At 39.9% G+C, this 18143-nt stretch carries 20 protein-coding genes; 16 read left to right on the top strand and 4 right to left on the bottom strand.

Annotation, left to right across the window (positions count from 1 at the left end):
* Positions 1 to 2: 2 nt before the first annotated feature.
* Positions 3 to 1025, bottom strand: a complete 1023-nt coding sequence (locus HT680_RS03730) for a hypothetical protein (RefSeq protein WP_173258335.1) — start codon at positions 1023 to 1025, stop codon at positions 3 to 5.
* A 176-nt stretch (positions 1026 to 1201) separates the two neighbouring features.
* Here HT680_RS03730 and HT680_RS03725 point away from each other — a divergent pair, with 176 nt between their 5' ends.
* The 14 genes from HT680_RS03725 to HT680_RS03660 all read left to right on the top strand — a co-directional run bounded on the left by HT680_RS03725 (position 1202) and on the right by HT680_RS03660 (position 14406).
* Entirely contained in the window at positions 1202 to 1699 is a 498-nt protein-coding gene (locus HT680_RS03725) for a YfbM family protein (protein ID WP_173258333.1), read from the top strand.
* 48 nt (positions 1700 to 1747) lie between these two features.
* A complete protein-coding gene (locus HT680_RS03720; RefSeq protein ID WP_173258331.1) occupies positions 1748 to 2476 on the top strand; it encodes a HEAT repeat domain-containing protein in 729 nt (242 codons plus the stop codon).
* Between the two features lie 247 nt (positions 2477 to 2723).
* Complete coding sequence (locus tag HT680_RS03715; RefSeq protein WP_173258329.1) at positions 2724 to 3170, top strand: hypothetical protein; 447 nt, start codon at positions 2724 to 2726, stop codon at positions 3168 to 3170.
* 13 nt (positions 3171 to 3183) lie between these two features.
* Complete coding sequence (locus HT680_RS03710; RefSeq protein WP_173258327.1) at positions 3184 to 4203, top strand: hypothetical protein; 1020 nt, start codon at positions 3184 to 3186, stop codon at positions 4201 to 4203.
* A 105-nt stretch (positions 4204 to 4308) separates the two neighbouring features.
* Positions 4309 to 4620 carry a hypothetical protein gene (locus tag HT680_RS03705; protein WP_000420548.1) on the top strand — a complete coding sequence of 104 codons (312 nt, stop codon included), beginning with the start codon at positions 4309 to 4311 and terminating at the stop codon, positions 4618 to 4620.
* 549 nt (positions 4621 to 5169) lie between these two features.
* Positions 5170 to 6630, top strand: a complete 1461-nt coding sequence (locus HT680_RS03700) for an aminotransferase class I/II-fold pyridoxal phosphate-dependent enzyme (RefSeq protein WP_173258325.1) — start codon at positions 5170 to 5172, stop codon at positions 6628 to 6630.
* Complete coding sequence (gene speE / locus HT680_RS03695) at positions 6631 to 7491, top strand: polyamine aminopropyltransferase (RefSeq protein WP_000366713.1); 861 nt, start codon at positions 6631 to 6633, stop codon at positions 7489 to 7491.
* The gene (locus HT680_RS03690; protein WP_173258324.1) at positions 7488 to 8747 is read left to right on the top strand and encodes a saccharopine dehydrogenase family protein; all 1260 of its coding nucleotides are present in this window, start codon (positions 7488 to 7490) and stop codon (positions 8745 to 8747) included. The genes speE and HT680_RS03690 overlap by 4 nt, the downstream gene beginning before the upstream one ends.
* Positions 8747 to 9874 (top strand): carboxynorspermidine decarboxylase, encoded by a 1128-nt coding sequence (gene nspC, locus HT680_RS03685; RefSeq protein ID WP_173258322.1) that lies wholly within the window; start codon positions 8747 to 8749, stop codon positions 9872 to 9874. Before HT680_RS03690 ends, nspC begins: the two co-directional genes overlap by 1 nt.
* Positions 9871 to 10956: an agmatine deiminase gene (gene aguA / locus HT680_RS03680; RefSeq protein WP_173258320.1), complete on the top strand. Its 1086-nt coding sequence runs from the start codon at positions 9871 to 9873 to the stop codon at positions 10954 to 10956. The genes nspC and aguA overlap by 4 nt, the downstream gene beginning before the upstream one ends.
* Positions 10957 to 10965: 9 nt before the next feature.
* Complete coding sequence (gene aguB, locus HT680_RS03675) at positions 10966 to 11841, top strand: N-carbamoylputrescine amidase (protein WP_173258319.1); 876 nt, start codon at positions 10966 to 10968, stop codon at positions 11839 to 11841.
* A gap of 144 nt (positions 11842 to 11985) precedes the next feature.
* Positions 11986 to 12723, top strand: a complete 738-nt coding sequence (locus tag HT680_RS03670; protein ID WP_173258317.1) for a TraX family protein — start codon at positions 11986 to 11988, stop codon at positions 12721 to 12723.
* 106 nt (positions 12724 to 12829) lie between these two features.
* Positions 12830 to 13528 carry a response regulator transcription factor gene (locus HT680_RS03665; RefSeq protein WP_173258314.1) on the top strand — a complete coding sequence of 233 codons (699 nt, stop codon included), beginning with the start codon at positions 12830 to 12832 and terminating at the stop codon, positions 13526 to 13528.
* Positions 13528 to 14406, top strand: a complete 879-nt coding sequence (locus HT680_RS03660) for a HAMP domain-containing sensor histidine kinase (protein WP_173258312.1) — start codon at positions 13528 to 13530, stop codon at positions 14404 to 14406. The genes HT680_RS03665 and HT680_RS03660 overlap by 1 nt, the downstream gene beginning before the upstream one ends.
* Before the next feature lie 38 nt (positions 14407 to 14444).
* Here the strand turns inward: HT680_RS03660 and HT680_RS03655 are convergent, their stop codons facing one another.
* The 3 genes from HT680_RS03655 to HT680_RS03645 form a co-directional block, all read right to left on the bottom strand.
* Positions 14445 to 15194 (bottom strand): ABC transporter permease, encoded by a 750-nt coding sequence (locus HT680_RS03655; protein ID WP_173258310.1) that lies wholly within the window; start codon positions 15192 to 15194, stop codon positions 14445 to 14447.
* Between the two features lie 10 nt (positions 15195 to 15204).
* Positions 15205 to 16113, bottom strand: coding sequence for an ATP-binding cassette domain-containing protein (locus tag HT680_RS03650; RefSeq protein WP_173258308.1), 909 nt, complete (start codon positions 16111 to 16113; stop codon positions 15205 to 15207).
* Positions 16114 to 16257: 144 nt separating this feature from the next.
* Positions 16258 to 17067, bottom strand: coding sequence for a Cof-type HAD-IIB family hydrolase (locus tag HT680_RS03645; protein WP_173258306.1), 810 nt, complete (start codon positions 17065 to 17067; stop codon positions 16258 to 16260).
* A 146-nt stretch (positions 17068 to 17213) separates the two neighbouring features.
* On the opposite strand from HT680_RS03645, the gene HT680_RS03640 reads away from it, so the two are divergent.
* Both HT680_RS03640 and HT680_RS03635 read left to right on the top strand, forming a co-directional pair.
* Positions 17214 to 17675 (top strand): MarR family transcriptional regulator, encoded by a 462-nt coding sequence (locus tag HT680_RS03640; RefSeq protein ID WP_173258304.1) that lies wholly within the window; start codon positions 17214 to 17216, stop codon positions 17673 to 17675.
* On the top strand, positions 17668 to 18087 hold the full coding sequence (locus tag HT680_RS03635; RefSeq protein ID WP_173258302.1) for an EVE domain-containing protein: 420 nt from the start codon (positions 17668 to 17670) through the stop codon (positions 18085 to 18087). Before HT680_RS03640 ends, HT680_RS03635 begins: the two co-directional genes overlap by 8 nt.
* Positions 18088 to 18143: the final 56 nt, after the last annotated feature.

Genomic DNA, 18143 nt, shown 5'->3' with positions numbered 1-18143 from the left:
TTTCACTCCCAGATTGTATTCTGAGCTCTTACTCCGTATCGATTGGGGGACTGATCACTATTGAAATTCGCCACAAATTGATAGCTGTTCCATAGTACATAGTCGGCAGTTTGCAGCCTCAGACTGAAGTAGGTGTCCTGTTTCACTTCTTTAGCATCAGCAGGTTTTAGTGAAAAGATATCTGTTAAGTTTTTCGTTTTAAAATCAGTGATTGTGAGTTTGGAGAGGTCTTGGCCGTTGATTTTAACTTTGGATAGTTGTGGGCTGTCTGCTGAGATTTCATAGTATGTGACGACGCAGTTCTCGAGTTTATCAGTGTCTTTCCACTTTGGTGTAATGCTCATAAGGCCATAAGATTGACCATCTCGGACTATTTCGAGCAGTTCTCCATAATAGAAATGGTCATTGCGTTTGTTCACAATCTCGCTCTCAGGATTTTTTCCAGTAAAGCTGAATCCCTGATCCAGTAATTCTGAAGCTCTTGTTTCTCCGACCACCACACTGGTCTTGTCGATTTGAACTGGAATAGGTTGGGCGGGGACACCAGTTATCATGATACAGAACATAAAGATTAAGGTGGTCAAGCAGATAGCACCAATGACAGCATTGGTTGATGAATAGGGACCACGATCTTTTTTTGAACGGCTTACTATAAATATTACCAAGTTGACAAACTGTCTAAACAACATGCTCGCTACAACAATGGCGAATTGAGACTTTAAACAAGTATAGAGGGCTGCTGCAAAATTGTCCATTTTAACATACAGTACAGCTAAAGTGAGGATATTAGCCAGAATAAAATAGAAAATAAATAGGTTTACTTCTTTGAGAGCGTTCCTATTAGTGATATCTTCATATTCAACATGGTAGCGTCCTTGAAAACCTTGTCCAAACTGATACATCCACTTAGGAACTTCTTCGCCAGCGCTAACAGCACTCGCCAGTTTAAAATAGAGATAAATCGTACAGACTAAGAATAGGAAAAAAATAAAATAAAAAGTCAAAGCAAATATAAAAAAGCCCATCGCTATTCTCCTTTTCAAACTATAATCCACATTTTGGATACACCTTTATTATAACACTTTATAGGGAAAACATCTGAAGATACTATTCATCAGATAGGAATTACACCCTAGCGATAATAAGCTTTTATAAAATATAAATATTGTCATTCAACATAGAAATTTTGGAGGAAAAACAAATGGGAATGATTGCTAATTATCAATATATAAACGATCAGTATTTACATCAACTGAAGGCCTTTAATGGTGAAGGAGATGATCAGTTTGAGGTAGTAGAAGAGGAAGCAGAACTTCTACTTGATATAGACAAAATGTGGGATGTTCTCCATTTTGTGCTTACAGGGGTTGGAAGTTCAAACCCTAGTCGGAATGCTCCTTTGAGCGTGGCTGTTTTGGGTGTGGCGCCACTTGAAAATGTTGCGGAATATATTGCTTATACAGAAAAATCAAAAGTGTCAGAGATTTGTTCGGCTTTGGAAAACTTTGATATGGAAGAAGCCATGGCTCATTTTAGTATGCAAGCTTGTAAAAATGCAGATCTTTATCCTGATATTTGGGATTTTGATGACGAAGAGGAAGAGATTAAAGAAGAAATCTGCGATTATTTCCAAGCGATGAAAGAGTTTTACAAGAATATTTTAGAGCTCAATGGGAATGTCATGGTTACTATTTGTTAAAAGGTTTATTAAACGTTTCTAAAAGAATAAAATAGTTTGAGGCAAAAAATGGATAAAGAAGATTTACAAAAAGCATACCTTGACTTGGAAAAAGAAGGCTTTCCTTCTGGTAAAAGAATCAAATTTGCAGCTGATTTGGGTAGTTCCCAAGAAATCGCATATCATTACGAATTGATTTGCAAAGATTGGAATGAAGGTAGAAATCTGCATTTAGAAGGTAGCTTTGATAGACACGGAAGAGATGGACTCGAGTTTTTATTTAATCAGTTAGATGAATTTAAAGATGAAAAACAAAGTGTATTGACTGCATATCTTATAGCGGAAATCCTTTCTAAATCAAAGCATCGAGATTTTTATAGCTCATTTTGTGACCGACTGATTCCTATTCTCATTTCACTTTTAGATTTAAAGAATCCTATTTTTCGTCAAAAGGTAGTCATAGCTTTAGGTTGGGTAGGAACAGAAAAAGAAATTGATCTTTTGACAAGACAAATGCTTGATGATGGAGATGCCCTTTGTCGTGCATGGGCGGCAACAAGTCTCATGCAGCTGTCCTTTCATAGAGTAAAAATAGAAACCATATGTAAAGAAGCAAAGGCCAGTTTTATTCAAGCTATTACCGAAGAAAAAGATCCTTATGCTTGTGGTTTGATGATAGAAGCAGCTCAACTATTATTTGGCAAGAGATGGATACCATCTTCTGCAGTAGAAAATATGGATCTTGAAAAAATAGAAAAGGCTCAAAAATCTGCTATTAGATTTCTAAGTAAGCATTAGGGATCAATTATTTAGAAATACACGTCTGACTACTGGTGCTTTTGAAGAGGGAGAAGAGAAAATCTGTCCTTGATGAGAAATTCTATTGTTTTGGCGATGAAAAAACATGGTATGTCGATATGCTCTGAACAAGAGCCCTATGTTCCCTTCGCCAATAATCACAAATTATCTAGACTGCAATTCCTTGAGATTAGAAATCTAAACAATGATTTTGAATTTGTTGTCCAAGACTTAGAAGAGGTTTGATATGAAAGGTCATAAGCGAAAAGATTACCTCTATCGGTATCTACTCTATCGGTTTGAAAAGGAAGCTTGCAATAATAGTGGTCTTGAAGGGATCAATCAAGAGACTAAAGAAAGAATCTGTCATCAGGCAACAAAGACCACCAGACGAATTTGTGTATTTGTCGGTCTGGTCTATTTGATTCTGTTTTGCTTGATAATTATCTGGCTGAATGCGAATTGCTCCCAAAATTCATTTTTTCTATGGTATCAAGGCTATATAGAATCATTATTTCCATTGATTAATGGTGATTGGGGGAGTAGTTGGATTGAGAAAAAAGGGACGATCTTATGGATTGCTATCAAGGCTTTCCCCATATTTGTTCTTAATGGGGCGCCCTTTTTTTTGCTTGTGCTACTGATTGCGAATAGAACCTTGAAAAAGAAATTAAGGATCGAATGTATCAACTAAGGAGAAAATTGAGATGGGTAGAATAGTTGTAATCAGTTCGCTGGCTTTTCTTGCATTGGCATTTTTGGGGATTGGACTCGGAATGTATTTCTTCCTCAAAAGGCTGGTAGTGAATGGAAAATCCGTCTTAGACGAGCCAGTAAATGAGCAAACTCGTACAGATAAGATGGGGCTTGGCGAACTTCTAGTTTACTTGTCGATAATTGCGATTGCTGGCGTTTTTGTAGTGCAAATAATGAGTAGGGGAGGAACTGGTAATGCTATCTTGGCAAGAATTGTGATCCTACCGCCGATTATGGCACTTTTTAATGCCAGAAAACGCACGGGCAAAGCCATGCTTGCGCTTGTGGTTTCTTTTATGGTGGCCTTATTTGTTATGATTGCATACGGTCAGATCGGTTCACCTCCCAAAGCGCCTGAACTAAAAATAGATGACAAGTCGATCACGCTAACCCAAACAAGTGTGAGTGACCTTCTAAAAGAAGGTTTTGACATCTATATCAGGGAGAATGACAGCTTTAGTAATGATTATGATGAGGCTCTTTCTGCTGGGAAAATCAAGAAATATCAGGCTGATAAGAGTATTTTTATCGAAAAAGGTTTTCATCGAGATAGTAATGCTGTGTCGTATGCTCCCTATCTTCTTGGCAAAGATGGTTTAATCCTTGGAAGTATTGCCTTATACGGAGATGAAATAAAAGAAACTGTCTTAGAGGACTGTAAAATTATCCAGTTTAAGCTGGATGAAGACCGTATTTCAGCAGCAAAATCAAAAGCTATCTCCTATAAGCTGGATGGTGTGGATTTACTAGCTAGTATTGATGAAGGAGCCATGCGAACTACCTTTGGTGATAAATTATGGTCTGTCCCGCCTGCCCATCCTGTAGACTCGACCCAACTATGGTATGGTATCCAGTGGAAAAGTCCCAGTGACCACCTGTTTTGGAATGAATTTTTCTCCTTAATTCGCTTGGATGAAAACTACCATATGGTAGATTTTGAGCTAGTTGGAGAAGTAGCGCGTGATGATTAGTGAAATAAAGACCTACTAAGTTTTTTTGATGTTATTCTATTTGTACTTCGGTCAGGATTAGTATATAATCTATCATAGAGTCATTTACTAACTAGGAGAAGAATCATGGAATTAAAAGATTTTACTGAAAAAGAACAGGACATGATAAAGCAGGGACTGACAACATCTGAAATTAGCGATAAGGAAACCGCTGCGAAAATCCTTGCCCTAGTGCCTCAGGAATGGATCAAACGCATTCCCTTTTTCGTGCGAAAACACGCAACAACTCGGACAATAAAGCGAATTTCTATTGAATATCCAGAGCTCTACGCAGTTGCCAAGAGAAGTGGTGAGATTCCTGAGAAGGAACGAGAAGAATTGCGCCAAATCATTACAGATATTTTTCAAGAAAAAATGAATAAGCATAGAATAAAATAATGTTGAAAGGAACTACAAGAATTAGTTCCTTTTATAACCGTTTTCAATTATATGAAATGTAACTTATTGACGATATTTTGGCTATTTACGAACAAAGATTTAAAAAATCTTTAAAAAACACTTTACAAGTTCTTGTAAACATGATATAGTTATAAGGCTTAGAAAATGAGATGATGTTTTCTAGCAAATATAAACCCGAGTAAAAAATGCCTACGGACAGGCAGGGTTGAATGCCGAAGCGTGGTTGAAAAGCCACATTATTGATAGGGTTAAAAGCCTACTTTTATAAGTTGATGTTAGGACGCTTGTCCTAATTCATAAATTTTTAGTGTGGTGAAAGCACACGTCATCTTGTGAAACGATCAATAAAGTACGTAATATTTGCTACTAGAGAGTTAGGAAACATCAGGAACAGACATACTCAACAGAAACCAAAATAAAAACGTCAGAAGATTGCAGAGCAGGTGAAAACCTGCTCTTTTTTCATAAGTCAACCTTTGATTGCCCTCATCTTTTTGAGGAGCTAAAAATACGGTAAAGGAGTATGTCTTGAAAAAGTTAGATCAGAATCAGGCACCTATTTATGAAGGTCTGATTAAGCTAAGAAAGAAACGGATTGTTCCCTTTGATGTACCAGGTCACAAACGCGGACGGGGAAATCCAGAACTTGTTGAATTGTTGGGAGAAAAATGTGTTGGCATTGATGTCAATTCTATGAAACCCTTGGATAATTTAGGCCATCCCATTTCGATTATTCGGGATGCAGAGGAGCTAGCAGCTGATGCTTTTGGAGCAGCCCACGCATTCTTAATGATTGGGGGAACAACATCATCTGTTCAAACCATGATTCTTTCTACCTGCAAGGCTGGAGATAAGATTATTCTGCCGCGTAATGTCCACAAATCTGCTATCAATGCGCTGGTTCTATGTGGTGCCATTCCCATCTATATCGAGATGAGTGTAGATCCTAAAATTGGCATCGCTTTAGGTCTTGAAAATGACCGAGTAGCTCAAGCTATAAAGGAACATCCAGATGCTAAGGCTATCCTAATCAACAACCCTACTTACTATGGAATTTGTTCAGATCTTAAAGGTTTGACGGAAATGGCTCATGAAGCTGGCATGCTTGTTTTAGTGGATGAAGCCCATGGAGCTCATTTACATTTTACTGATAAACTCCCAATTTCTGCTATGGATGCTGGCGCTGATATGGCAGCGGTCTCTATGCATAAGTCTGGTGGGAGTTTGACCCAAAGCTCCATTTTACTTATCGGGGAGCAGATGAATCCTGAGTACGTTCGTCAGATCATCAACTTGACCCAGTCAACATCCGCCTCATACTTGTTAATGTCTAGTTTGGATATTTCACGTCGCAATCTAGCCCTTCGTGGTAAAGAGTCGTTTGAGAAAGTCATTGAGTTATCTGAGTATGCTCGTCGTGAAATCAATGCTATCGGTGGTTACTATGCCTACTCAAAAGAGTTAATAGACGGAGTGTCCGTTTGTGATTTTGACGTGACAAAGCTGTCAGTTTACACTCAGGGTATTGGCTTAACAGGTATCGAGGTTTATGATCTCCTACGAGACGAATACGATATTCAAATTGAATTTGGTGATATCGGCAATATATTGGCCTATATTTCCATCGGCGACCGCATCCAAGACATAGAGCGTCTGGTCGGTGCTTTGGCTGATATTAAGAGACTCTATTCAAGAGATGGAAAGGACTTGATTGCTGGAGAATATATTCAGCCCGAGTTAGTGCTGTCTCCTCAGGAAGCCTTCTATTCAGAGAGAAGAAGTTTAACCTTGGATGATTCTGTTGGACAGGTCTGTGGAGAATTTGTCATGTGCTATCCTCCAGGAATTCCTATCTTGGCTCCAGGTGAACGCATTACACGAGAAATTGTAGACTATATCCAATTTGCCAAGGAACGTGGTTGCTCCCTCCAAGGGACGGAAGATCCAGAGGTCAATCACATCAACGTCATTAAGAGAAAGGAGAACTAGATGGATTTATGGTTTTCTGAAGTTCATACTCCAGATGTGAAATTATCCCTGAGAACTGCTAAGCAACTCTATGCTGGAAAAAGTGAATGGCAGGATATCGAAGTCTTGGATACACCAGCTTTTGGGAAAATACTGATTTTAAATGGGCACGTCTTGTTCTCAGATGCGGATGATTTCGTATACAACGAAATGACCGTTCACGTTCCCATGGCTGTGCATCCCAATCCCAAGAAAGTTTTGGTTATTGGGGGTGGTGACGGTGGTGTTGCCCAAGTATTAACTCTTTATCCTGAACTGGAGCAAATCGATATTGTGGAACCAGATGAGATGTTGGTTGAGGTCTGTCGTGAGTATTTTCCAGACTTTGCTGCAGGGCTAGATGATCCTCGTGTTACCATTTACTACCAAAATGGGCTACGCTTTTTGCGAAACTGTGAAGATGACTATGATATTATCATCAACGATGCGACAGATCCATTTGGGCATACGGAAGGGCTCTTTACCAAGGAATTTTACGGAAATAGTTACAGAGCCTTGAAAGAAGACGGCATCATGATTTATCAGCATGGGAGTCCCTTCTTTGACGAGGATGAGTCAGCTTGTCGTAGCATGCACCGCAAGGTCAATCAAGCATTTCCAATCAGCCGGGTTTATCAGGCCCATATTCCGACCAGTCCAGCGGGCTATTGGTTGTTTGGATTTGCGTCGAAAAAATACCATCCGGTCAAAGATTTTGATAAGGAAGGCTGGAAAAAACGCCAGCTTTTCACAGAATACTACACTGCAAACTTACATGTGGGAGCCTTTATGTTGCCTAAGTATGTAGAAGACATTTTAGAAGAAGAGGAAGGGAAAAAATGAGTCGTCTATTAGTTATCGGATGTGGAGGCGTTGCCCAAGTTGCTATTTCAAAGATTTGTCAAGATAGCGAAACCTTTACAGAGATTATGATTGCTAGTCGTACCAAGTCAAAATGTGATGACTTGAAGGCTAAACTGGAAGGCAAAACAAGTACAAAGATTGAAACAGCTGCTGTTGATGCTGACAAGGTTGAAGAAGTGATTGCCTTGATTGAAAGCTACAAGCCAGAAGCTGTTTTGAACGTAGCTCTGCCATACCAAGACTTAACTATCATGGATGCTTGTTTAGCGACTGGAGTTCACTATATCGACACAGCTAACTACGAAGCTGAGGACACAGAAGATCCTGAGTGGCGTGCCATTTATGAAAAACGTTGCAAGGAACTTGGTTTTACAGCCTACTTTGACTACTCATGGCAGTGGGCTTATCAGGAGAAATTCAAAGAGGCAGGCTTAACAGCTCTGCTTGGATCTGGTTTTGACCCAGGTGTGACTAGTGTCTTTTCAGCCTATGCTCTCAAACACTATTTTGATGAAATCCACTATATCGACATTTTAGACTGTAATGGTGGTGACCACGGTTATCCATTTGCGACTAACTTCAACCCAGAAATCAATCTCCGCGAGGTTTCTGCACCAGGTTCTTACTGGGAAGATGGAAAGTGGGTAGAAGTCGAAGCTATGTCTATCAAACGTGAGTATGATTTCCCTCAGGTTGGTCAAAAAGACATGTATCTCCTTCACCATGAAGAAATCGAATCATTGGCTAAAAACATTCCAGGCGTCAAACGGATTCGTTTCTTTATGACCTTTGGTCAATCTTATCTAACTCACATGAAATGCTTGGAAAACGTTGGTCTCCTTCGTACAGATGCGATTAATTTTAACGGACAAGAAATCGTTCCGATTCAATTCTTAAAAGCCTTGCTTCCAGATCCAGCCAGCCTCGGGCCACGCACTGTTGGTAAAACCAATATCGGATGTATCTTTACAGGTGTCAAAGATGGTGTTGAAAAGACCATCTACATCTACAATGTTTGCGACCATCAGGAATGCTACGCAGAGGTTGGTTCACAAGCTATTTCTTACACTACAGGCGTTCCAGCCATGATTGGGACAAAATTGGTTATGAACGGAACTTGGAAACAGCCTGGAGTTTACAACCTTGAAGAATTGGATCCAGATCCATTTATGGAAGCTTTGAATGAGTATGGTTTACCTTGGGTTGTGGTTGAAAATCCACAAATGGTGGACTAATGAAGCTAGAACAAGTACCAACACCAGCTTATGTCATTGACTTGGCAAAGTTAGAAGCCAACTGCCGCATTTTACAAGAGGTTCAGGAAAAGTCTGGTTGCAAGGTTTTGCTCGCCCAGAAGGCATATTCCCTTTACAAAACCTATCCCTTGATTAGCCAGTATCTATCTGGTACGACGGCTAGTGGTCTCTACGAGGTCAAGTTAGCAAGAGAAGAATTCCCGGGGGAAGTCCATGTATTCGCGCCAGCCTTTAAGGATGCGGATTTGGAGGAATTGCTTGAGATAACAGACCATATCGTTTTTAACTCGGAGAGACAATTGCGTAAGCATGGGACTCGTTGTCAGGAGGCTGGTGTCAGTGTTGGTTTGCGTCTCAATCCTCAATGTTCAACTCAGGGTGACCACGCGCTCTATGATCCTTGTGCTCCTGGATCTCGTTTTGGAGTGACACTAGATAAAATTCCTAGCGATTTGTTGGATTTAGTGGACGGTCTTCATTTTCATACCCTTTGCGAGCAGGGTTCAGATGATTTAGAGACAACTTTGAAAGCAGTTGAAGCGCAGTTTGGTCCTTATTTACATGAGGTAAAATGGCTCAATATGGGTGGCGGACACCACATCACAAGAGACGACTACGATGTGGATTTGCTGATTTCTGAAATCAAGCGTATCCGAAAAACTTACAATCTTGACGTCTATATCGAGCCGGGTGAGGCCATTGCGTTAAATGCGGGTTATCTAGCAACTGAAGTATTGGATATTGTAGAAAACGGTATGGAGATCTTGATTTTAGACGCCTCTGCGACCTGTCATATGCCTGATGTACTTGAGATGCCCTATCGTCCACCTTTGAGAAATGGCTTTGAAGCTCAGGAAAAAGCCCATACCTACAGACTTTCTTCTAATACCTGCCTGACGGGTGATGTGATTGGTGATTATAGCTTTGAAAATCCAATCCAAATCGGTGATAGACTTTATTTTGAAGACATGGCTATTTACTCATTTGTTAAAAATAATACCTTTAACGGTATTGGATTGCCAAGTCTCTATCTTATGGACGAGCAGGGAGACTGCAGCTTAGTCAAAGCCTTCGGCTATCAAGACTTTAAAGGGAGATTATCATGATGGACAGTCCCAAAAAATTAGGCTTTCGTATGCCAGCAGAGTACGAACCCCATCATGGCACCCTCATGATATGGCCGACTCGGCCAGGATCATGGCCTTTTCAAGGAAAAGCTGCTAAAACAGCATTTACTCAGATAATCGAGACCATAGCAGAAGGGGAAAGGGTTTACCTTTTGGTGGAGCAGGACCATCTACCTGAAGCCCAATTCTACTTAGGAGATAGCGTTGTTTATTTAGACATTCCCACCAATGATGCTTGGGCGCGTGATACTGGTCCGACCATTCTTGTCAATGATAAAAGAGAAAAGTTGGCAGTTGATTGGTCTTTCAATGCCTGGGGTGGTGCTGTAGATGGTCTCTACCAAGATTATGAAGATGATGACCAAGTAGCCAGTCGTTTTGCTGAGGCCTTGGAAATGCCTGTTTACGATGCTAAACCTTTTGTACTAGAAGGCGGCGCGATACATAGCGACGGTCAAGGAACGATTCTCGTGTCCGAAAGCTGCTTGCTCAGTCCTGGTCGCAATCCTCACCTGACTAAAGAGGAAATCGAGAATACCTTATTAGAGAGCCTTGGTGCTGAAAAAGTTATCTGGCTTCCTTATGGTATTTATCAGGACGAAACCAATGAACATGTTGACAATGTTGCTGCCTTTGTTGGTCCTGCAGAGCTTGTTCTAGCTTGGACAGACGACAAAAGCGATCCTCAGTATGCCATGTCTGCAGCTGACCTTGCCCTTTTAGAGAAGGAAACAGATGCGAAAGGTCGCCCTTTCACTATTCATAAGCTTCCTATACCAGCTATTCGTCAGGTTGTCACTAAAGAGGATTTACCAGGCTATACCTATGAAGAGGGGGAAGAGGAGCGCTATGCTGGGGAACGTCTAGCAGCTTCCTATGTAAATTTTTACATCGCCAATAAGGCTGTCTTGGTTCCACAGTTTGAGGATGTAAACGACCAAGTGGCCTTAGATATCCTCAGCAAGTGTTTTCCAGACCGTAAAGTTGTCGGAATAGCAGCCAGAGATATTCTCTTAGGTGGTGGCAATATCCACTGTATCACCCAACAAATTCCAGAATAGGAGAAAAAGATGAGAAATGTAAGAGTTGCAGCGATCCAGATGCAATGTGCTAAGGATGTGGCAACAAATATCCAAACAGCTGAACGTTTAGTTCGCCAAGCTGCAGAGAAAGGCGCACAAATCGTTCTCTTGCCTGAGTTGTTTGAACGTCCTTATTTTTGTCAGGAACGCCAGTATGATTACTACCAGTATGCCCAGTCCGTGACAGAAAATACAGCTATTCAGCATTTTAAAACCATTGCCAAGGAGCTAAAAGTCGTTTTACCCATCAGTTTTTATGAAAAAGATGGCAATGTCTTGTATAACTCTATCGCTGTCATTGACGCAGATGGGGAAGTGTTAGGAGTTTATCGGAAGACCCACATACCAGATGACCATTATTACCAAGAAAAGTTTTATTTTACGCCTGGTAACACAGGTTTCAAGGTCTGGGATACTCGCTATGCTAAGATTGGGATTGGCATCTGTTGGGATCAATGGTTTCCTGAAACAGCGCGCTGTCTTGCATTGAATGGTGCTGAATTACTCTTTTATCCAACAGCCATCGGTTCAGAGCCAATTTTGGATACAGACAGTTGTGGTCACTGGCAACGTACTATGCAAGGACACTCAGCAGCAAATATTGTTCCAGTCATTGCAGCCAATCGTTACGGTTTGGAAGAAGTCACTCCTAGTGAGGAAAATGGTGGACAGAGTTCTAGTCTTGACTTCTACGGTTCTTCCTTTATGACGGATGAAACAGGAGCTATTCTAGAGCGAGCTGAAAGACAAGGTGAAGCTGTTCTGTTAGCAACTTATGACCTTGACAAGGGAGCAAGTGAACGCCTCAACTGGGGCCTGTTTCGTGATAGAAGACCAGAAATGTACCAACGAATTACGGACTAGAAGGTAACTTTCATAATAAACTTTTGATATTCACGCCTGTCTTACAAAAATGTAAGATAGGTTTTTTAAATGTAAGATGGGTGTACGATTATGCGTGGAAATGTATGCTATACTCAATGTAGATCAAAAAGAAAGAGGTTTATTATGAAAAAATGGAATGCGACGCAGTTGAAGTACTTGATGGCAGCAGTAATGATTCTAGACCATATCCCTCATATCACAGGAATCGTTTCGCCTATGTGGGAAGGTATCTTTCACGCTATGACTCGTTGTGTGGGAGTCTGGTTTGCCTATATGGCTATGGAAGGATTCATCCATACTCGAAATCTGAAAGACTATCTCATCCGTCTCTGGAGTTGGGCTTTTATCATGTTCGCAGGAAATAGTCTGCTCAATGCCCTGTTTTCCTCTAAGGGAGTAATGGTTAATAACAACATTTTCTTGACTTTGGCTATCGGTGTCACCATGCTTTGGCTTGTATTCCCCAGAAAAGAGCTGGATCAAAAAGAGAAGTTGTGGCGTCGGATTGGGACTGCTGGACTATTGATCTTCGGTTGTCTTTTTACTGAGGGTGGCATCACCATGCTACCATTTCTCTTGATTAGTTACTCTTGTCGGAATCGCAAGGGATTGCGAAATCTCCTCTATACTCTCCTTTGGGCCTTCTTATTAGTGACTTCCATCCAAATCTATGACACTTGGGACCAAACATTGGAAATGATGCTTTACAACTCTGACTGGCTTTTTATCACTGTCTTTCCTTTTATGGCCTTGTATAATGGGGAACGTGGTGAACAAACTATATGGAATAAGTATTTCTTTTATATTTTCTACCCAGCTCATTTATGGCTCATAACCTTGATTGCTTATTTGGTTAAGTAGATTCAATATCCATTAGCTCCTTCTTACTTATAATGTGAGAGGAGCTTTTCTGTGTCTGGAAATCCTAACAAAACATGTTATAATAGTTTTAGAAAGGACGATGTTTATGGCGAGCATACTTGTAATTGAAGATAATAATGAAATCCAAGAAATTTTGCGAACACTTCTTACTGAAGAACACGAGGTGATCCAAGCCTTTTCTGGTACGGAAGGTATCATGCAATTTGATAAAGGTGGCATTGATCTCGTTCTGCTAGATATCATGCTTCCAGGAAAAAATGGCGACCAAGTTTTGCAAGCTATTCGACAAACTAGTCAGACTCCGGTCATCATGCTCACTGCTTTGAGTGATAAAAAGCTCATCAGCCAATATCTCCTAGATGGTGCCAATGATTATGTAGTAAAACCTTTTGATTTGGACGAAGTCTTTGCCAGAGTCACTGTACAGTTACGCCAAAGTGCAGAAAAACAGCCTATGGAAATAGAAAAAAACGAAAATCTGACACATAACTTAAAAAATATCCAGTTTAATGCGGATAGTTTTGAAATAAGTAACTATACTGAAACCATTCGGCTTGCAAAGAAAGAGTGTCAAATTCTCCAAATGTTGCTCCATCATCCTAAAAAGATCTTCACCAAGGAAGAACTCTATGAATTGATTTGGGAAGAAAGCTACCTGTCTGGAGATAATACGCTTAACACTCATCTAAGCAATCTCCGTAAAAAACTGCATCAACTGGATCCAAATCACGAATACATCGAAACCATTTGGGGAGTTGGTGTACGATTAAAAGGAGACAAATAATGAATTACATTTTGATATCAATATTACTCCTTACTAACATTATTTTGGCGATTTCTTTGATTCGCTATCATATAGCAATTAGAGATTTAAGCAGACAAATCGAAGAAAAGATTCGATCGGGTAGCATGACGAGGATCGGGGTAAATTTCTTTTCAAAGACCATTTTGCGTCTACATAACCAAATTGAGAATCTATTTCAAGAAGTGGAACAGAATCAGCTAATCATGAAGCGTGAAAAACACACCCTAGATATGGCAATCAGTAACATCGCTCATGATATTCGGACACCTTTAACAATCGCTTCTGGATATACTCAGCAACTGATAAAACACCCCGATAATAGTCAGGAAACTTTAAGCAAAATAGCCCATCACCTTGATTTGGTTTCCAAACGGTTGGAGGCTCTCCTCGAATACCGTCATTTGATGGAAGGAGCAGTCAAACCGAAACTGGAAGAGCTTGATTTATCAACTTTTATAACGAAGAAGACTTTAACTTATTACGACGTTTTTCAATCTTCACAGATTGTTCTTGATTTTAACGTTGAACCAGGATTGAAAACGACGACTGATGAGGACTTGCTTGATAGAATTTTACAAAACCTCCTTGGAAATGTTCTTAAGCACGGCAAGGAACAAGCTCGACTTTCTTTGAAAAAGGGAGAAAAAGGGCTTGTTTTGGAAATTGATAATCTTGTCAAAAAACCTATCAAGAATATAGACAATCTCAGCAATCGTTTTTATTCTGAAAATCTATCAGACACGGAAGAATCCTCTGGTTTAGGTCTCTATATTACCGAGGAATTAGTTCATCTTCTCGGTGCAGAGATGAAACTAAGCACAGATGGTCAGTGGTTGTCGGTTTTCATTTATTTTTAACAGAAGAAACCTCCTCTATATCCTAGAGGAGGTCCTTTTTATAAGCTTTTCTTTTTGAAAATAGTCAGTCCACTGAAAGAGAAGAAAAGTATGACTGTTACGCAAACCGTGATGGTATAGAGAATAGCTTGACTGTTAGTGGTCATAGCATAGGCAAAATCTAGAATTAAATATCGTAGAATTTCAATGTCTGGGAAAACAAGCATTGGAATAGAAAGGACGATAGAGCTAATCAGATAACCAATAAATACGGCAAGATAAGAATGAGTCAGGTAGAGAATAAAGGAAACAATCGAAAGCCAAGCGAGAAGGCAGAGAAATTGAAGGGAAATCGTCAAGAGGAGATTGGCAATAAAACCATCAGGTATCGTACCAAGTCCGTTTAGAAGAGTCGCGGGAATAAAGGCAATCACAAGGCTGGCGATGAGTTGCAAGAGAGCGATGCTTGCTAGTACAAAGGATTTAGCGAAGAAAAACTCTGTACGAGAAACGCCGACTGTCAAACTATTTTTATAAAGCTTGCCGATTAGATCGACCCCAAGAACTAAACATACTAGAATAATACAGAGGAAAAGGTTTGAGCCGTTATTTGACGCGTTGATTAGAGCTTCTATCCCATTCCAACCATGGGTAGGAGTCTCAGGTGGTGCTGGCTGAACTGACATTAGATGTCCTGTAGCCCCGATAGTAGCACCCATTAGCAAGAGGACAAAGAGAATGAATTCTGTAATCCAGAATCCTTTGGAGCGGAAAAGACGGTAAAAATCTGCTTGAATGGTATGTATCATGATTTTTCTCCTATTCTACCAATTGTGTGAAGTATTCTTCTAGGTTTTGACGGGCAAAGTAAATCTCATCAATAGCAACATCGGCCAAAGTTAGTTGCTTAAGAATCTGTTTGACATCTTGCTCATTACCAAAGATATGAATTTCATTTTCAGGATTTACTACCTTAAACTGAAGCTGGATTTGTTCTTTCAATACCTGACAAGCTCTTTCTTTGTCGCTTGTTTTAAGCACAATATAATCCTCACTCAGTGTTTCAAACTCAGCTTTACTGATTTCACGGATAATCTTACCTTGATCCAGAATACCAAAGCGATTAGCTAAGAGATAGAGTTCTGACAAGATATGGCTAGAAATGAGGATAGTTATGCCTTTTTCTTGATTGAGTCGCTGGATCATGAGGCGAAATTCTTTGATTCCAATCGGATCGAGACCGTTAATGGGTTCATCAAGAATAAGGAAGTCGGGTTTAGATAGGAGTGCAATGGCAATGCCTAGTCTTTGTTTCATTCCTAGCGAGAAATCACGAAAGACTTTCTTACCTGTATCAGACAAACCTACATAATCCAGTGTTTCTCGAATGACTTTATCAGCATTTGGAATATGGCGAATCATACAATAATATTTCAGATTTTGATAGGCTGTTAAGTGATTATGAGCTACAGGTGATTCGATAACCGAACCCACTCGAGATAGGGACTTGATCCACTCATTTTCCGATTGACTAGAAAAGAGGGAAACAGTTCCTGTATCCGAAAACAGTAGTTGCGTAATGATTTTTATCAAGGTGGTTTTACCAGCCCCGTTTTTTCCAATTAGACCATAAATATCTCCCTCTTTTATCGTTAGACTAAGATCTTGAAGAATAGCTTGTTGGCCAAATTGTTTGGTCAGTCCATGAATTTCGAGTACTGTTTTCATGATTTTCTCCTTTTGATTTGTTTTACTAACTTTAGTATAAGGTATAGAAATCAAAGAAAGCTCAAGTATTTCTAAAGAGTTTCTAAAGTTTTCAGATTTTTAAAATGTCAAAAACCCAGTTAAGGATTTAACTGGGAATTTTCTCTATAAAATATACTTCTCAATGGCACGCGCGACGCCGTCTTCTTCGTTGCTGGCTGTAACATCATCAGCTAGGGATTTGACATGGTCGCTAGCATTTCCCATTGCAATACCAAGGCCTGCAAACTGGAGCATTTCGATATCGTTATTAGCATCCCCCATGGCCATAATTTCTGACGGTTCAATCTGCAAAATCTCAGCTAGTCGTGAAAGAGCAGTAGCCTTTGTGGTTCCAAGTGGCATGGCTTCATAAATGACAGGTTGCGAACGAACGCCGCTGAATCTTTGGCAGAGTTCCTCAGCAAAACGCTCTTCAAAATCATCTGTTTGTTCTTTAGTGCCTAAAAACATTCCTTGGAACATACGATACTTACAACTGGTGGCTTCCTCAAGGGAAATTTCAGTCAGGTCTGAAAAGACTAGTTTGGCATCGTTTTGAATGATTTGATTTGGCTTGCCACCAAGGACAAAATAATGTTCTTCATCAAAAAGAGTCAACTGAACATCGCTTTTTTCAGCTAGGTCATAGAGGTATTCGATGTCAGCTGGACTAAGTTCTTGCCAGTCAACTAGACCCCAGTCACTAGTCTGGTGGGTTGAGCACCCGTTATTGACAATGACATACTCATTCTGGAGGTCCAGTCCCAGTTTTTTGTAATAAGGAAGAACACCGAAAAGCGGGCGACCTGTACAGAGAACCAGTTTGACGCCTTTTTCAATAGCTTGGTGAATGGCAGTAATGTGGGCTTGTGGGATTTCCTTGGCTTCATTTAGGAGAGTTCCGTCCATATCCAAGGCTAGTAGTTTAATCATAAGACTTCCTTTTCTAGGTGTTTTGCTTTTATTATAGCATATAGAACATAAAATGTCTGACAGAATTGTAACATTCAAGCTTCCTTTTCTTGAAAAATAAAATAAATTATTTTATAATATGTACACTTAATATTCAAGGAGAAAAAATGTCAATCTATCAGTTTAATTCGATTTACAAAAATGATGAAACAGAGTCTACAGGCCTTCTTTTCATCAAAGTCTGTAACAAATGGGAAAGCAACTTGAAAAGAGTTTTAAAATCAGTTGGTCTTACTTTGCCCCAATTTATTGTTTTGACTTCACTCTTGTTTCTGACTAATAGAGAGGAATATGTAACACAAGTTGATATTGCTCATTTCACAGGTATGGATGTCATGACGGTTTCTCAGATCGTCCGGTTACTAGAGAAGAAAGACTACATTAGACGCGATCAACATCCAAAGGATAGTCGGGCAAAACTGGTCTTAGTGACGAAGTCTGGTGTGGAGAAAGTCAATCAAGCTTTACCCTTAGTAGAAGGGGTTGATGAAGAATTTTTTGAAAAACTTTCTAACGATAGAGAAAGTTTCAATCGCATGTTAGCAGAGTTGGAGGATAAAAATGCCTAGATATTGGGTCGGAGTTGTTTCAAAGAATCATGTTTTAAGAGGAGTTGAGGGGAATTTTTGTCAGGTCTGTCATGGAAAGGGCGGCCCCTTAAACCGTATGAAAAAAGGCGATTATCTTTTATACTATAGCCCACAATACGATATGAATGGTCAAGATAAGTTACAGGCTTTTGTGGCCGTAGGTAAAATTATAGATGACAAAGCCTATCAAGTAGAGCAGTTTGAAGGATTCTTTCCCTTTAGACGAAATGTCGAGTATTATCTACCAGTCAAAGATTGCTCAATAGAAATAACCAGACAACATCCTGAATGGAAAGACTATGCTTCTAGGCTTCGTTATGGGCATTTTGAAGTTTCCAAAGACTTTTTCCTCTATATCTTTCATCATATGAAAGTGGATGATGAAGCTTGATTGATTTGCTAGTTAAATGATTGTCAACAAGAATTTTGGATTTGGACTGTGAAGCG

Origin of the sequence: Streptococcus sp. 5905, assembly GCF_013276505.1 — a bacterium.
Classification (GTDB): domain Bacteria; phylum Bacillota; class Bacilli; order Lactobacillales; family Streptococcaceae; genus Streptococcus.
This window is presented reverse-complemented; position numbering and strand designations above follow the sequence as displayed.

Coding starts and splice junctions, on each gene's coding strand:
- HT680_RS03640 (WP_173258304.1), top strand. CDS start 17,214: ATGTCAATCTATCAGTTTAATTCGATTTACAAAAATGATGAAACAGAG.
- HT680_RS03715 (WP_173258329.1), top strand. CDS start 2,724: ATGAAAGGTCATAAGCGAAAAGATTACCTCTATCGGTATCTACTCTAT.
- HT680_RS03655 (WP_173258310.1), bottom strand. CDS start 15,194: ATGATACATACCATTCAAGCAGATTTTTACCGTCTTTTCCGCTCCAAA.
- HT680_RS03730 (WP_173258335.1), bottom strand. CDS start 1,025: ATGGGCTTTTTTATATTTGCTTTGACTTTTTATTTTATTTTTTTCCTA.
- HT680_RS03670 (WP_173258317.1), top strand. CDS start 11,986: ATGAAAAAATGGAATGCGACGCAGTTGAAGTACTTGATGGCAGCAGTA.
- speE (WP_000366713.1), top strand. CDS start 6,631: ATGGATTTATGGTTTTCTGAAGTTCATACTCCAGATGTGAAATTATCC.
- HT680_RS03690 (WP_173258324.1), top strand. CDS start 7,488: ATGAGTCGTCTATTAGTTATCGGATGTGGAGGCGTTGCCCAAGTTGCT.
- HT680_RS03720 (WP_173258331.1), top strand. CDS start 1,748: ATGGATAAAGAAGATTTACAAAAAGCATACCTTGACTTGGAAAAAGAA.
- aguA (WP_173258320.1), top strand. CDS start 9,871: ATGATGGACAGTCCCAAAAAATTAGGCTTTCGTATGCCAGCAGAGTAC.
- HT680_RS03635 (WP_173258302.1), top strand. CDS start 17,668: ATGCCTAGATATTGGGTCGGAGTTGTTTCAAAGAATCATGTTTTAAGA.
- HT680_RS03650 (WP_173258308.1), bottom strand. CDS start 16,113: ATGAAAACAGTACTCGAAATTCATGGACTGACCAAACAATTTGGCCAA.
- HT680_RS03705 (WP_000420548.1), top strand. CDS start 4,309: ATGGAATTAAAAGATTTTACTGAAAAAGAACAGGACATGATAAAGCAG.
- nspC (WP_173258322.1), top strand. CDS start 8,747: ATGAAGCTAGAACAAGTACCAACACCAGCTTATGTCATTGACTTGGCA.
- HT680_RS03660 (WP_173258312.1), top strand. CDS start 13,528: ATGAATTACATTTTGATATCAATATTACTCCTTACTAACATTATTTTG.
- HT680_RS03665 (WP_173258314.1), top strand. CDS start 12,830: ATGGCGAGCATACTTGTAATTGAAGATAATAATGAAATCCAAGAAATT.
- HT680_RS03710 (WP_173258327.1), top strand. CDS start 3,184: ATGGGTAGAATAGTTGTAATCAGTTCGCTGGCTTTTCTTGCATTGGCA.
- aguB (WP_173258319.1), top strand. CDS start 10,966: ATGAGAAATGTAAGAGTTGCAGCGATCCAGATGCAATGTGCTAAGGAT.
- HT680_RS03645 (WP_173258306.1), bottom strand. CDS start 17,067: ATGATTAAACTACTAGCCTTGGATATGGACGGAACTCTCCTAAATGAA.
- HT680_RS03725 (WP_173258333.1), top strand. CDS start 1,202: ATGGGAATGATTGCTAATTATCAATATATAAACGATCAGTATTTACAT.